We start from the raw sequence: 13983 nt of genomic DNA, 5'->3' as shown, positions 1-13983 counted from the left end.
CTTACTCGCCGTACACCGGCATGGCCGCGATCATTCCGCCGCGTGCGACGAAGACACGGTGGGCGTCGCTGACGAGCTGGTAGGGACCCTCGCGCTGCACGGTCGTGGTGAAGAGCTTCTCGTGGGTGGTCTTCTTCACCACCCGGACGGCACTGTCGTCGGGTTCGGGCAGCCAGACCGTCCCGCCCTCCACCGCGGGGGCGGTGAGGGTGCCGGTCCTGGCGCCCAGTTCGCCCAGGATCTCCGTCCATTCCGTGCTCGGGCTGTCGCTGTCGGCGAGGGTGCTGTAGCGGCAGCCCCGGTAACCGTCGACGGCGAAGACGGATGCGCCGTCGGCGGCCGGACTGGCCCAGCCCAGCTGCCGGTCACCGAAGGTCCTGGCCTCGTCCATCCACAGGAAGTCGCCCGCGTCGAGGTTTCTGGCGATCAGCTTGGGGCCGGCGAGATAGACGGTGTCGCCGCCGATCGCGGGGACCTGACCGCGGGTGCCCTGGCCCCTGATCTTCCACGCCGTCTCGCCCGTCGTGGTGTCGACGACGTCGACCTGCCCGTCCCGGCCTTGGATCACGAGCCGGTTCCTGCCCGTGGCCGCCTTCGCGGGGCCGTTCGGGGAGCGGGGGGAGAGCATCGGGCGGGCCCACGACGTCTTGAGTGTCCAGGCATTCACGGCACGCAGCTGGTTGTCCTTCGTCACCAGGTAGACATGGGTGTCATCGGCGGCGAGGACGTCGTCTGCGTCGTTGCCGGCCTGCCAGACCGGCGTACCGGTGGACGCGACGAACGCGTTGAGGGCGCCCGTCTTGTCGACACCGATGACCAGCCGGTCGGCGACGGAGACGTAACCGGCGTCCGCGTCGACGCTTTCGGCCCGCCACCGTTCCTTGCCGTCCTTGACGGACAAGGCCAGCAGGCCGCCCGTCTTCGCCTGCACGATCAGCACATCCCGTACGGGCAGCGGGAGATGTCCGCTCGGAAGGGTGAGGTCGAGAGGGCCCCACAGGGGCTTGGGGGCTTTGCCCGGTTCACTGTCGATGAGGGAGATGAAGGCGGCCTCGGGGGTCGCCACAGCCGGTGGCACGTCGGCGGTCGGGGACGTCTCACGGTTCAACCACCAGGCCCCCGCCCCGCCGCCCGCGCCGAGCACGGCCACGCCGACCGCCGTCATGGTGAGGAAGCGGCGCCGTGACGGTGCGGTCGTGGGTACGGCGGTGTCCTCGGGCGCCGCCAGGCGCTTCGTGGCTGCTTCCCGCCGCTTGATGTCCTCCGCCAGCGGACCCTTGCGCCACGCGCGGTCGGCGCCCTTCGGCGGGGCGAAGGCCTCCGCCACCTGCGGGGGCGCCGGGCGGAACGCCGGGTCCTTCGCGAGGCACGGGCCGATCAGCGTCTGGAGCTCCGGCGGTACCCGGGTCAGGTCCGGGGTGCCGTGCACGACCTCGTACTGGACCGCCGCCACGTGCGCGCCGTCGAAGGCGCGCCGGCCGCTCGCCGCGTACGCGAGGACCGCGCCGAGCGAGAACACGTCCGAGGCCGGGCCGACCCGCTGTCCGAGGACCTGCTCCGGGGCCCCGTACCCCGGGGTGACCGGGATCTGTCCGGTCGTCGTGAGCGTGAGGCCGTGCTCGGGGCGCGCGATGCCGAAGTCGATGATCCGGGGGCCGGTCGAGGTGAGCACGATGTTCGCGGGCTTGAGGTCGCGGTGCACCAGACCGGCCGCGTGGATGTCGTGCAGGGTGCGGGCGAGCTGGGCGGCGAGGGCGCGGACCGTCGCCACGTCCATCGGGCCGTACGTGCGGACGGCCTCGTCGAGCGTCGGGCCGGCCAGGAACTCGGCCGCGATCCACGGCCGCCCGCCCTCCGTCTGTGCGGCGAGGACCCGCGCCACGCCCTTGCTGGTGACGGCCCGCGCCATGTCGGCCTCGCGGACGAAGCGCTGCGCGAGGTGCTGGTCGTGGGCGAGTTCGGGACGCAGGACCTTGACGGCGGCGGGCGCTCCTGAGCCGTCCCGGCCCACGTACACCTTGCCCATGCCGCCCTCGCCGAGGACGCCGAGGAGCCGGTACGGGCCGAGCCGGAGCGGGTCGCCGGTGGCGAGGGGCTGTGTGGTCGTCACGGGGCTGCTTTCCGGTTCGTGGGGGATCGGTCTGGCGGTCGGGTGTCGCTCAGGCGAAGGGGAAGGCCACGACGGACGACGCACCGGCCCCGATGATCCGGGTGCGGGAGGCGTCCACGACGTACCGGCTGGCTTCCGCCGGGAAGACCCAGGCCGAGCGGTGGGTCATGCGGTCGACCGCGCTCAGACCACCCCGGACGGGCGCGTACACGTACTTCGTCCCCACCAGCGGGACCACGCGGAGGTCCGGGGTCAGGCTACGGCCGGACGCTTCCTCCTCCCAGCGCTTGGCGCCCTTGTCGGCGGTGACGGCCACGAGCCCGCGGCCGTCCTCGTTCGCGTGGACGAGACCGTCCGAGACGGCGGGGATTCCGTAGGCGGAGCCGCTGCCGTACTCCCAGGCGACACCTCCGTCGCTGAGGCGCAGCGCCCGGAGGCGGTCCCCGCCGAGGTAGAGGTGCCGGTCGTCGGTGATGAGCTGGCCCGGCTTGAAGAACATGGACTCCTTGAGCGGGACGCTCCGCTGCCACAACCGGCGACCGGTGCGGAGATCCCTCGCCTGGATGTCGAAGGACTCGAGGTCGTCGCTGTTCTTGCCGAGCACCAGCCGGTCGCCGGCGATCCGGGACAGCCAGGGCCGTACGTTGCCCCACGCGTACGCCTGGCGCCAGATCTCCCGACCCGTACGCAGGTCGATGGCGAGCAGATGCCAGCCGCGCTCCCGGTCCTCGATGGGGTCCGTGTGCCGGCCGACACGCGCGGCGGCGAAGAGGCGTCCGCCGGCGGCGGTGAGGAGTCGCGTGCCGAAGGCCGAGCCGTCGAAACCCTTGATCTCGATGGTCCGTGCGACGTCCTTGTCGGTGCGGGGTGCGAGTGTCCGGATCTGCAGGACGCCGGCGCCCACGGTGGGGCCGTCGGAGGCGTAGAACAACCTGCCGTCGGTGGTCATCTGGTGGGGCTCGAACACGATGATGTCGTCCCAGAGGTGCTTGCCGTTGCGCGTGTCGAAGGCGCGGTAGGAGCCCGTTTGCGGGACTCCCACGACATCCCCGGCGAGGAGAGGTGTGGTGTTCTCCTCGCGGTCCAGCGACTCCCCCCGCCACAACGCCGACGGCGCCCCGTCCGACGCCGTCGTCGCAGGGATCGCGGTGGGGCCGGCAGCGGACGGGCTGCTTCCGCCGCTGTCCCGCGACCCCAGCCACGCCCACACCCCACCCCCCGCCGCCGCCACGCCCAGCAGTGCGCCGCCGCCCGTCGAGAGGAGGCGGCGGCGGGAGAGCGGTGTGGTCGGGACGGTTTCGGCCGCGGCGGCGGTCGCCGGTGCCGGGAGGCGGTGGGGGGCGTGGAGCCAGACGTCCGTCGCGCGGCGGGCGATGTCGGTCAGGAGGAGTGGGGGCAGGTGGTCCGCGAACTCGCCGTGGCCGTCGTGGAGGTGGTCCGTCAGGACGCCTGTGGTGGGGCGGGACGACGGGTCCTTGGCGAAGCAGGACCGAAGGAGGGGGAGGAGGGGATCCGGTACGCCCGTCAGGTCGGGTTCCGCGTAGCGGACGCGGTAGAGGAGGTCCGCCGGGGAGCCCGTGCCGAAGGGGCCGTGGCCCGTGGCCGCGAAGACGAGGACGCCGGCCAGGGCGAACACGTCGCCCGCCGCGGTGTGTTCCTCGCCGCTCGCCTGCTCCGGGGACATGAAGGCCGGCGTGCCGGCCGCCGCTCCCGTGCGGGTGAGGTGGTCGTCGCCGGCCGCGCGGGCGATGCCGAAGTCGATGATCTTCGGTCCGTACGCGGTCACCAGGACGTTCGAGGGCTTCAGGTCGCGGTGCACCACGTCCGAGGAGTGCAGCTGCGCGAGGGCCCCGGCGAGTGCGGCGCCGAGGGCGCGGACCGTCGGTTCCGGGAGCGGGCCGCCGAGCGCGACGGCGTCGTCGAGCGGCGGGCCGAGGACGTACTCGGTGGCCAGCCACGGCGTCTCGGCCAGCGGGTCCGCGTCGACGACCGCCGCGCCGTGCCGCGCGCCGATGATCCGCGCCGCGTCCGTCTCCAGGCGGAAGCGGGAGCGGAAGGCCGGGTCCGTGGCCAGACGGGCGTGCACCGTCTTCAGGGCGACCGTGCGGCCGCCGGGCGTCCGCGCCAGGTACACGGTGCCCATGCCGCCGGAGCCGAGGCGGGCGAGGAGGCGGTACGTGGCGACGGTGGCCGGGTCGTCGTGCGTGAGGGGCGACAGCATGAGGTCAGGTTCGGGAGGTGGTGTCGGTGGGGAGTTCGGCCGCGAGGAGTTCGGAGGACTGGCGGGCCAGCGCCGCCACCACCCGCCCCGGCAGCCAGCCGGGGGTGAGCAGCGCGCCGGCCGAGTTCAGGACCGTTCGGTGCGGGGTCGGCGGCGCCAGGGCCGCCATCAGCGCGGCGGCGTCCGGGCGGTCCGCGGGGTCGCGGGCCAGGCAGGAGGAGACGACCGGCCGCAGGGCGGGCGGGAGTTCGTCGCGTTCGGGCACGGTGTGGCCCGTGGCGGCGTACGCGAGGACCGCGCCGAGCGCGAAGACGTCGCCCGGCGGGCGCGGCCGTCCGCCCGACGCCTGCTCGGGGGCGAGCGCGCCCGGGTCGAGGCCGGGCAGGCCGGTGCGGGCCTCTCCGTCGGCCGAGGCGGCCCGTACCGCGCCGAAGCAGGTCAGCCGGGGGCCGTCGGCGGTGAGCAGGACCGCGGCGGGGGAGACCCCGGCGTGGGTGAGGCCCTGCCCGTGCGCGGCGGCGAGTGCCTCGGCGAGGGCGGCGCCCACGGCCCGTACGGTCGTCTCGGGCAGCGGGCCGCCGTGGACGGCCAGGGCGACGGGGAGGGGGAGGGCGGGGACGTACGGGGTCGCGTACCAGGGGGTTTCGACGGGGCCGGCCAGGTCCGTCACCGGGGCGATCCACGGGCCCAGGAGGCGGCGGGCCGCGTCGGCCTCCGTGGCGAAGCGGGCCGGGTCGGCGCCGGGCAGCGGGACGCTGAGCAGGACCGTGCGCTCGCCGTCCTGCGTACGGGCGACGAACCGGCGGCAGGGAACCGCCGGGCCCGGCGGGTCGAGACGGGTGATCAGCCGGTACGGGCCGATCCCGCGCGCGGATTCCTCCCGCGTGCGCGACTGCTCCACGTGTACGTCCCCCCGTCGTTCCGGCGCCCCGTGACGACGGGGGCGGGACGAGCCTATCGAGGCCGGAGCGGGCGGGAGTGACGGGGCGTGGGCGGGAGCGGGCCCCGGCGGCCGGTCGGGGGTGAGAACGTCCGGGCTGTCCGAGTTGCGAAGGTGAAGCCCGCGCCCGTACACCATGACCGTTTCGAACAGGCTGCATTTTCCCGGCGGGGAGTGCTCGAACGGGCGCCCGAGGGCTACGATCGCGATGCTTCCCCGGCCGTGGAACTTGCTGAGGCGAAGCCGGAATGATCACGCTGGACATCGGGGGAGAGCATGTCGTTCGAAACGGAGTGGGCGTCCGTACGGGCCACGTCGACGACCAACGTGAGCATGAGGCTCAACCAGGTCGCCCCCGAGCCCGGCGGTGGCGGCGGCAGCGCCGACCTGAGCGTCGACCAGGACAAGCTCGGCGCCATCGGCAGCGCGGCGTACGCCCTGCACGGCCGGCTCGCCAAGGACGGCAACCACGCCCGTACGAGCACGACCGAGGCGGCCACCCAGCTGAAGAGCCACGACTTCCTCACCGGCTCGGCCATGGCGGCCGTGCAGGAGACCTGGGACGAGCAGCTGAAGACGCTGCTCGACGCCTGCGCGAACATCTCCAACCACCTCGACTACAGCGCGGCCTCGCACGCGAAGGAAGAGCAGGACATCACGGCGGCCCTCACGGCCTCCCAGATCGACCAGTACTTCAAGTAGGCCGGGGGGCTTGTCGTGTTGACCTACCAGAACGTGATGCAGGCGCCGCTCGACAGGATGAAGACGGCCGCCGACGAGTGGGCGGCCCTGAAGGGCAAGCTCGACGTCCTTGCCCAGGACGCGCGGTCGACGATGGCCGCGAAGGCCAGGGACGACTACTGGCGCGGGGTGAACGCCGAGGTCACCAAGCCCTTCGTGGACAAGACGGCGAAGGAGTTCGGTGACGCGGCGAAGGCGGCGGACGGCATCGCCAAGGTCCTCGCGGACGGCCACCAGGCCTTCAAGAAGGCACAGGACGACCTCAAGAAGATCGCCGAGACCGAGGCCCCCGCGAAGGGCTTCTACGTCAGCGCGGACGGCACCGTCGCCGCCAAGGAGCCGCTCTCCCAGATCAAGGACCCCGGCGCCCGCCACGACCCCGACTTCCAGGACCTGGTCCGCAAGGAGCGCGCCGACATCCAGGCGATGGAGGAGCGCATCAAGGCGATCCTGGAGGTCTGCACCGAGGCCGACGTGGCGTGTTCCAACGCGCTGCGGGCCGACAACACCGCGGACAAGCACGACTTCAGCGGCCCGAAGTACACCAGCCTCGACGCCGAGGAGGCGCAGCGCGCCGTCGACCTGGCCAAGAAGGGCCGGGACATCTCGCACGAGGAGCTGATGCGCCTCAACGAGCTGCTCAAGGACAACAGCGGCTCCAAGGAGTTCTCCCGGGCCTTCTACGACGGCATGGGCCCGAAGGGGGCCCTGGAGTTCTTCGGGCAGCTGTCCACCGACACGTACGACTACACGAAGGTCGACAAGCAGCGCCTCGCCGACGTCCAGGAGCTCCAGAAGAACCTGGGCTTCAACCTGGCGACCGCGACGCAGGGCGGCGACGCGTGGACCGAGAAGTGGTCCGCGGACATGCGCCGGCTCGGCACGGAACGCATCCCGCTGATCAAGTACGACAACAACCCGGCGTACGGCTACCAGTTGCTCGGCGGCATCATGCGCTACGGCGACTACGACAAGAAGTTCCTCGTCCCGATCGCCGAACACGTCACCCAGTTGCACGCGAAGGACCCGTACCTCTTCGCCGACAGCAAGCCGATGCTCGGCGGCGGGCTGCGGAACCAGTACAACCCGTCGGGCGTCAACGGCTCCGGCTTCGACCCGATGATCTCGATGCTGGAGGCGCTGGGGCACAGCCCGGAGGCCTCGAAGGACTTCTTCTCGAAGGACCCGCTGACCTCGTACAAGGAGGACGGCAGTGTCGGCGGCGAGCTGAACCTCGGCAAGGACAAGGACGGCCAGAAGATCGGGAATTACCTCGACTTCTTCGCCAACGAGAAGTACGAGTTCTTCCCCGACATCGAGGGGCACAACCCGGACGACCTCACCAAGACCATGGGGTACATGCCGGACGCCCTCGGCCACGCCCTGGAATCGGCGACGCTCGGCCATGCCTGGGACGACCCGACGCCGGAACTGAGGCGCGACGAGACCACGGCCGGAATCATGAAGGATGTCGTCGAGAAGTACGGCGACGACGCCGAACTGCTCAAGAAGTGGCAGCCCACGATGGCCGACAGCCTCGGCAACATGGGTGCCGGCTATATCGACGACCTCAACTGGGCTCTGGACAAGAACACTCCGGACAGCGTCTTCCATCCGACGAAGGAATCGTCGGCACACCCCGAGTTCGGGCGGGAGAACACGGTCAAGTTCCTGAGCACCCTCGGCCAGCACCCGGACGCCTACGCCTCGGTCTCCACGGCCGAGCGTCTCTACACCACAAGTGTCCTGGAGGCGCAGGTCGGCCCGGACGGCCACATCGACGAGGGCCGTGCGCGGGGCGCCGCGTTCACGGGTGCCACTCTTCAGGGCCTGCTCGACCAGTCCCGTGGGGACCAGGTCGAGGCCGAGGGCATGAAGAAGCACGAGGAGTACGAGAAGGCCGCCGCGGCCAAGGCCGGCTGGGTGGAGTTCGGCGCCACGGTGGGCATCGCGGCCGGTGTCGCCTTCCTGCCCGCGACCGCCGCTGTCGGCGCGGCCGCCATCCTCGTACCGCTCGCGGTGGACACCGGTTCGGGCGCCATGGAGCAGCTGGCCGGGCAGGTCATCGGGGACTGGTCGGACAAGTCGGTCGAGGACCACAAGGACAAGACCGAGGACCAGATCCATGAGGACAACGCGGCCATGTACACGGCCGGCCGGTACAGCGCCGAGTCCCCGATGGAGCGGTTCCTGTCCGAGCACCGCTCCCAGGTGAGCAGCGACTTCCGGCAGGACATGATCGAGTCCGTGAGCAACGGCTACATGAACGGCAACGCCCACGCCAGGCAGACCGGCAACGCCCCGGAGACCGGTTGACCAGCCGTCGCACCGACTTCACCAGGAACCCGAGGAACACGATGAGAAGAGTGTCCGCGTCCGTGTCGACCGTGCTGGCCTTCGGGCTGCTTCTCACCGCTTGCGGAGGCAGCGGCGAGGAGGGGCGGCAGGTCGCGCAGAAGTGCGACGGGTCGCTTTCGTCCGCGGCGGTCGGGGCCCTGGAGACCGTGCTGGGCACGAAGGAGTTCCAGTGGGGCGGCACCGGGCTGGAGCGGACGGCGAAGGCCTTGATCGACGATCAGGCGGTCGTGGGCCGCGCACCGGGGGTTCCTCCGATGTGCAAGGTCGCGCCTGCCGCCGGCGACAGGTTCCGTATCGACGTCCACTTCCAGCTGTACCAAGACGCCGACCTGTACGACGACGGCACCAAGTGGACGGCCCAGGGGCGGCACCTCTACGGGATGGGCCGGGAGACGAGCACGGACAACAAGACCGCACGCGTCTTTGTGGAGTGCTCCGGCCCGCAGCTGAAGGGGTCGGACAAGGAGCCGGCCCTCGTCGAGGGCCTGCTCGAGTTCGACAAGCCGATCAAGGGCGCCTACCCGGCCAACACCCCCGCCACCCGCGAGGCCTACCTCACCGTGCTCCACTCCGTCACCCTGGCGGTCGTGAAGAAGCTGGGCTGCGAGGACGACGCGGGGCTTCCCGAGAAGCCCGTCTTCGAGGAGAGGAAGTGGCGCGGAGAGCAGTACCGGCCGCGGCCGGTGCCCTTCCGTGAGGGCCCGCCCCGGCAGTCTCGGCCGTCAGTCCTCGGCCGTCAGTCCTCGGCCGTCAGTCCTCCGCCGTCTCCGCGGCCGGGGACAGCTGGGACAGGAGCAGGATCGTCGCGCGGGTGATCAGGGCCGCGAGGAGGATCGTCGCGAGGCCCTCGACGTGCAGGTAGGACATCTTCGGGCCCAGCCAGGAGAGCAGCCACCAGATCAGGGCGTCCTGGACGAAGCCCGCGAGGCCGAAGACCAGGAGGGCCGGGAGCGGGACGCGGCCCGACGGGCCGATGAAGATCACCTGGGTGAGGACCGTCATGACGACGGCCGCCATCAGGACGGAGAGGACCGTGTCGAGGGTCTCCGTGCCGCGCGTGGTGATGCCGGGCAGCAGGGCGCAGGCGAGGCCCACGCCGATGATGACACCGAGTCTGCGTCCCCCTTGAGCGTTCATGGGCGGACTGTCGCACACCGTACGGCGTGCTGTGAAGATCCTGTAAGGAAGATCGCTTGGAGACCGTGGCGGGAATTGAACCCGCGTAACTCGCTTTGCAGGCGAGCCCCTCAACCACTCGGGCACACGGTCGTGTTGTGCACGAGTACGACCGTAGGGCGGGGGCCGGGAGGGGCTCAAGGGTTTCCGGGGGCATGCCATGCGACTGCCACACGGCCGCAACATTCCGTTCGCGGTCGTACGTCCATCGGCCGAGGGCGACCGGGACTCCCGACAGGAGCCAACCCGGCAATCACCTCTTACTCTGAGGGAATGAGCGCCCTCGAACCCCGCGACGCCGACGTCGCCCCCACCCCCGAACTCCCCGCCGCCCCCGACGACACCAAGGGCTCCGTCCTCGACCAGGAGCACCGGGCGCTCAGCATCGGCATCGTCTCCGTCGTCCTGCTCATCGCCTTCGAGGCCACCGCCGTCGGCACCGCCATGCCCGTCGCCGCCCGCGAGCTCGACGGCATCCCCCTCTACGCCTTCGCCTTCTCCGCGTACTTCACCACCAGCCTCTTCGGCATGGTCCTCGCCGGCCAGTGGTCCGACCGCAGCGGCCCGCTCGCACCGCTCACCAGCGGCATCAGCGCCTTCGCCGCCGGACTGCTCCTCTCCGGGACCGCCGGCGCCATGTGGCAGTTCATCCTCGGCCGCGCCGTCCAGGGCCTCGGCGGCGGCCTCGTCATCGTCGCCCTGTACGTGATCGTCAGCCGCGCCTACTCCGAACACCTCAGGCCCGCGATCATGGCCGCCTTCGCCGCCGCCTGGGTCGTCCCCTCCGTCGTCGGACCCCTCGCCGCCGGAACCGTCACCGAGCACCTCGGCTGGCGCTGGGTCTTCGTCGGCATCCCCGCCCTCGTCGTCTTCCCGCTGGCCCTCGCCCTCCCCGCGATCCGCCGCACCGCCTCCGGCCCGGCCGACCCGGCCGCGCCCCTCGCCCCGTGGGACCGGCGCCGGATCCTGCTGGCCCTGTCCATCTCGGCGGGCGCCGCGCTCCTCCAGTACGCCGGGCAGGAGCTGCGCTGGCTCTCCCTCCTGCCCGCGGCCGCCGGCGTCGCCCTCCTCGTGCCGGCCGTCCGCGGTCTGCTGCCGCGCGGTACCTACCGGGCCGCCCGCGGGCTGCCGTCCGTCATCCTGCTCCGCGGCATCGCCGCCGGGTCCTTCATCGCCGCCGAGTCCTTCGTCCCCCTGATGCTGGTCTCCCAGCGCGGCCTCAGCCCCACCCTGGCGGGCCTCTCCCTCGCCGTCGGCGGCCTCACCTGGGCCCTCGGCTCCTGGATCCAGTCCCGGCCGTGGACGGAGCCGTACCGCGAGCGGCTCGTCGTCCTCGGCATGCTCCTGGTCGCCCTCGCGATCGCCACCGCGCCCAGCGTGCTGATCGCGTCCGTGCCCGTGTGGGTCGTCGCGGTGGCCTGGGCCTTCGGCTGCCTCGGCATGGGCGCCGTGATCGCCTCGACGAGCGTGCTCCTGATGAAGCTCTCCGCCCCCGAGGAGGTCGGCGCGAACTCGGCCGCGCTCCAGATCTCCGACGGCCTCTCCAACGTCCTGCTGCTCGCGGCCGGCGGCGCGGCCTTCGCCGCCCTCGGCGGCGGCGCGGTGGGCCACGCGATGGACGCCGGCACCACCACCGGCTCCCACCCGGCCGCCTTCGCGGCGGTCTTCCTGCCGATGGCGGGGGTGGCGGCGGTGGGCGGCTGGGTGGCGACGCGGTTGCACGCGAGGCCGGTGCGGGCCGGGGCCTGAAACCGGGCAGTACCATTCTGGCCCCACTCGGTGGTACCGTTCTGGTATGGCCATGAACCTGCGACTTCGCGACGACCAGACCGAGGCTCTCAAGCTGCGCGCCGAGCAGGAGGGCACCAGCATGCACGCGATACTGCTCCAGGCGGTCGACGACTACCTCGCCCGCACGGCCCAGCAGGCGATCGTGCGGAAGACCGCCATGGAGCAGGCGGCCAAGTGGCACGAGCTGATGGAGCGGCTCAAGTGAGCTGCGTGTACCTCTCCGCCGAGGACGTCCTGGTCGTCGCCGAGCACGCGGTGGACGACCAGACCGTCGTCGTACGCGACGCGGGACTGCTCGAATCGGCGGTCCACCGGCCGTCCGCCGCCATGTTCGGCGAGGAGGCGTACCCCGACCTCCTCGACAAGGCCGCCGCGCTGCTCCAGTCGCTCGCGATCAATCACCCCTTCCTCGATGGCAACAAGCGGACGGCCTGGCTGTCCTGCGTCACGTTCCTCGCCATGAACGGGGTCCAGCTGCGCCCCGACATCGACGCGGCGGAACGCCTGGTCATCGCCGTCGCGACCGGTGAGGCCGACGAGGTGAAGGTGATCGCGCAGGGGTTGCGCGTGCTGATCGACGACCAAGCGAGCTGAGTCACAACCGCCCCGCACCCACCCCGTCGCGTACGACGTTCCGGCCGGGCCGCCGGTAAGGTGGCCCGGTTGTCATATCTGGACTGTCATTTCGTGACGAGCGTCGAACCCGGAGATCGTGACTACTACCGCCACCTCCTCCCATCACCTTTCTCCCGCCTTCCCAGGACGGGCCCCCTGGGGTACCGCCAACAAGCTGCGAGCCTGGCAGCAGGGCGCGATGGAGAAGTACATCCAGGAGCAGCCCCGTGACTTCCTCGCGGTCGCCACGCCCGGCGCCGGCAAGACCACCTTCGCCCTGACCCTCGCCTCATGGCTGCTGCACCACCACGTCGTGCAGCAGATCACCGTGGTCGCCCCCACCGAGCACCTCAAGAAGCAGTGGGCGGCCGCGGCGGCGCGGATAGGGATCAAGCTGGACCCCGACTACAGCGCGGGACCGCTGAGCAAGGAGTACGACGGCATCGCCATCACGTACGCCGGCGTCGGCGTACGGCCCATGCTCCACCGCAACCGTTCCGAACAGCGCAAGACCCTCGTCATCCTCGACGAGATCCACCACGCCGGAGACTCCAAGTCCTGGGGCGAGGCCTGCCTGGAGGCCTTCGAGCCCGCCACCCGGCGCCTCGCCCTGACCGGTACGCCCTTCCGGTCCGACACCAACCCCATCCCCTTCGTCACGTACGAGGAAGGGAACGACGGGATCCGGCGGTCCTCCGCCGACTACACCTACGGCTACGGCAACGCCCTCGGCGACGGCGTCGTCCGCCCGGTCATCTTCCTCTCCTACAGCGGCAACATGCGCTGGCGCACCAAGGCCGGCGACGAGATCGCCGCCCGCCTCGGCGAGCCCATGACCAAGGACGCGATCTCGCAGGCCTGGCGCACCGCCCTGGACGCCAAGGGCGACTGGATGCCGAACGTGCTCCGGGCCGCCGACCAGCGGCTCACCGAGGTCCGGAAGTCCATCCCGGACGCCGGCGGCCTCGTCATCGCCTCCGACCAGGACTCGGCCCGCTCGTACGCCAAGCTGATCCGCGAGATCACCGGCACCAAAGCCACCGTCGTCCTCTCCGACGACACCGGCGCCTCCAGTCGCATCGACGAGTTCAGCGAGAACACCGACCGCTGGATGGTCGCCGTCCGCATGGTGTCCGAGGGCGTCGACGTCCCCCGCCTGTCCGTCGGCGTGTACGCGACGACCATCTCCACCCCGCTCTTCTTCGCCCAGGCCGTCGGCCGCTTCGTGCGATCACGCAGGCGCGGCGAGACCGCGTCCGTGTTCCTTCCGACGATCCCCAGCCTCCTCGGTTTCGCCAACGAGATGGAGGTCGAGCGCGACCACGTCCTCGACCGGCCGAAGAAGGCCGGCGAGGACGAGGACCCGTACGCCGAGTCCGAGAAGGAGATGGCCGAGGCCGAGCGCCAGCAGGACGAGGACACCGGCGAGCAGGACATGCTGCCCTTCGAGGCGCTGGAGTCCGACGCCGTCTTCGACCGCGTCCTCTACAACAGCGCCGAGTTCGGCATGCAGGCCCACCCCGGCAGCGAGGAGGAGCAGGACTACCTCGGCATCCCCGGCCTCCTCGAACCCGACCAGGTCCAGCTGCTCCTCCAGAAGCGCCAGGCCCGGCAGATCGCGCACAGCCGCAAGAAGCCCGACACCGAGGCCGACCTCCTGGAGCTTCCGGCGGAGCGACGGCCCGTCGTTTCCCACAAGGAGCTCCTTGAGCTGAGGAAACAGCTCAACACGATGGTCGGTGCGTACGTTCACCAGAGCGGCAAGCCGCACGGCGTCATCCACACCGAGCTGCGCCGGGTGTGCGGCGGACCGCCGAGCGCCGAGGCGACGGCGGGACAGATCCGGGAACGGATCAAGAAGGTCCAGGAGTGGGCCACCCGGATGCGCTGACCGCAGACGTTTCGAGGCCCGTACGCCGGGGGGTGCGTACGGGCCTCGGGCGTCCCGCCGGGGCGGGAGCGGGCCGGGAGACCGGCCCCCACGGTCGGCCTCCGGACACCTCCACGCTACGTGCACGACATAGCCGATCT

The 13983-nt window shown here is 71.4% G+C and carries 11 protein-coding genes and 1 tRNA gene; 7 read left to right on the top strand and 5 right to left on the bottom strand.

Going from position 1 to position 13983, the window contains the following annotated elements:
* Position 1 precedes the first annotated feature (1 nt).
* Genes AB5J54_RS15485 through AB5J54_RS15475 form a run of 3 tightly spaced genes read right to left on the bottom strand, consistent with a single transcriptional unit; the run spans position 2 to position 5232 of the window.
* Positions 2–2110, bottom strand: coding sequence for a protein kinase (locus tag AB5J54_RS15485; protein ID WP_369144503.1), 2109 nt, complete (start codon positions 2108–2110; stop codon positions 2–4).
* A gap of 49 nt (positions 2111–2159) precedes the next feature.
* Positions 2160–4331, bottom strand: a complete 2172-nt coding sequence (locus AB5J54_RS15480; protein WP_369144502.1) for a protein kinase — start codon at positions 4329–4331, stop codon at positions 2160–2162.
* 4 nt (positions 4332–4335) lie between these two features.
* A complete protein-coding gene (locus AB5J54_RS15475; protein WP_369144501.1) occupies positions 4336–5232 on the bottom strand; it encodes a serine/threonine protein kinase in 897 nt (298 codons plus the stop codon).
* A 315-nt stretch (positions 5233–5547) separates the two neighbouring features.
* Between AB5J54_RS15475 and AB5J54_RS15470 the strand changes: the two genes are divergently transcribed.
* From AB5J54_RS15470 to AB5J54_RS15460, 3 genes are read left to right on the top strand one after another with little or no spacing between them, the layout of a single operon-like run.
* Positions 5548–5973, top strand: coding sequence for a hypothetical protein (locus AB5J54_RS15470; RefSeq protein ID WP_369144500.1), 426 nt, complete (start codon positions 5548–5550; stop codon positions 5971–5973).
* A gap of 15 nt (positions 5974–5988) precedes the next feature.
* Positions 5989–8328 (top strand): hypothetical protein, encoded by a 2340-nt coding sequence (locus AB5J54_RS15465; protein ID WP_369144499.1) that lies wholly within the window; start codon positions 5989–5991, stop codon positions 8326–8328.
* A gap of 50 nt (positions 8329–8378) precedes the next feature.
* Entirely contained in the window at positions 8379–9185 is an 807-nt protein-coding gene (locus AB5J54_RS15460; RefSeq protein ID WP_369144498.1) for a hypothetical protein, read from the top strand.
* Here the strand turns inward: AB5J54_RS15460 and AB5J54_RS15455 are convergent.
* The gene (locus AB5J54_RS15455; RefSeq protein WP_369144497.1) at positions 9121–9507 is read right to left on the bottom strand and encodes a hypothetical protein; all 387 of its coding nucleotides are present in this window, start codon (positions 9505–9507) and stop codon (positions 9121–9123) included. The two genes, AB5J54_RS15460 and AB5J54_RS15455, sit on opposite strands and share 65 nt — an antisense overlap.
* A gap of 57 nt (positions 9508–9564) precedes the next feature.
* Positions 9565–9639 (bottom strand) — tRNA-Cys (locus AB5J54_RS15450).
* 180 nt (positions 9640–9819) lie between these two features.
* On the opposite strand from AB5J54_RS15450, the gene AB5J54_RS15445 reads away from it, so the two are divergent.
* The 4 genes from AB5J54_RS15445 (at position 9820) to AB5J54_RS15430 (ending at position 13843) form a co-directional block, all read left to right on the top strand.
* Positions 9820–11295 carry an MFS transporter gene (locus AB5J54_RS15445; RefSeq protein ID WP_369144496.1) on the top strand — a complete coding sequence of 492 codons (1476 nt, stop codon included), beginning with the start codon at positions 9820–9822 and terminating at the stop codon, positions 11293–11295.
* A gap of 46 nt (positions 11296–11341) precedes the next feature.
* Entirely contained in the window at positions 11342–11542 is a 201-nt protein-coding gene (locus AB5J54_RS15440) for a ribbon-helix-helix protein, CopG family (RefSeq protein WP_030221768.1), read from the top strand.
* Positions 11539–11931 (top strand): type II toxin-antitoxin system death-on-curing family toxin, encoded by a 393-nt coding sequence (locus tag AB5J54_RS15435; RefSeq protein WP_369144495.1) that lies wholly within the window; start codon positions 11539–11541, stop codon positions 11929–11931. The genes AB5J54_RS15440 and AB5J54_RS15435 overlap by 4 nt, the downstream gene beginning before the upstream one ends.
* A gap of 115 nt (positions 11932–12046) precedes the next feature.
* Positions 12047–13843, top strand: coding sequence for a DEAD/DEAH box helicase (locus AB5J54_RS15430; RefSeq protein ID WP_369149338.1), 1797 nt, complete (start codon positions 12047–12049; stop codon positions 13841–13843).
* Positions 13844–13983 lie beyond the last annotated feature (140 nt).

Origin of the sequence: Streptomyces sp. R44 (assembly GCF_041053105.1) — a bacterium.
Classification (GTDB): Bacteria; Actinomycetota; Actinomycetes; order Streptomycetales; family Streptomycetaceae; genus Streptomyces.
The sequence above is the reverse complement of the archived record's forward strand: the minus strand, read 5'-3'. Positions and strand labels throughout refer to the sequence as shown.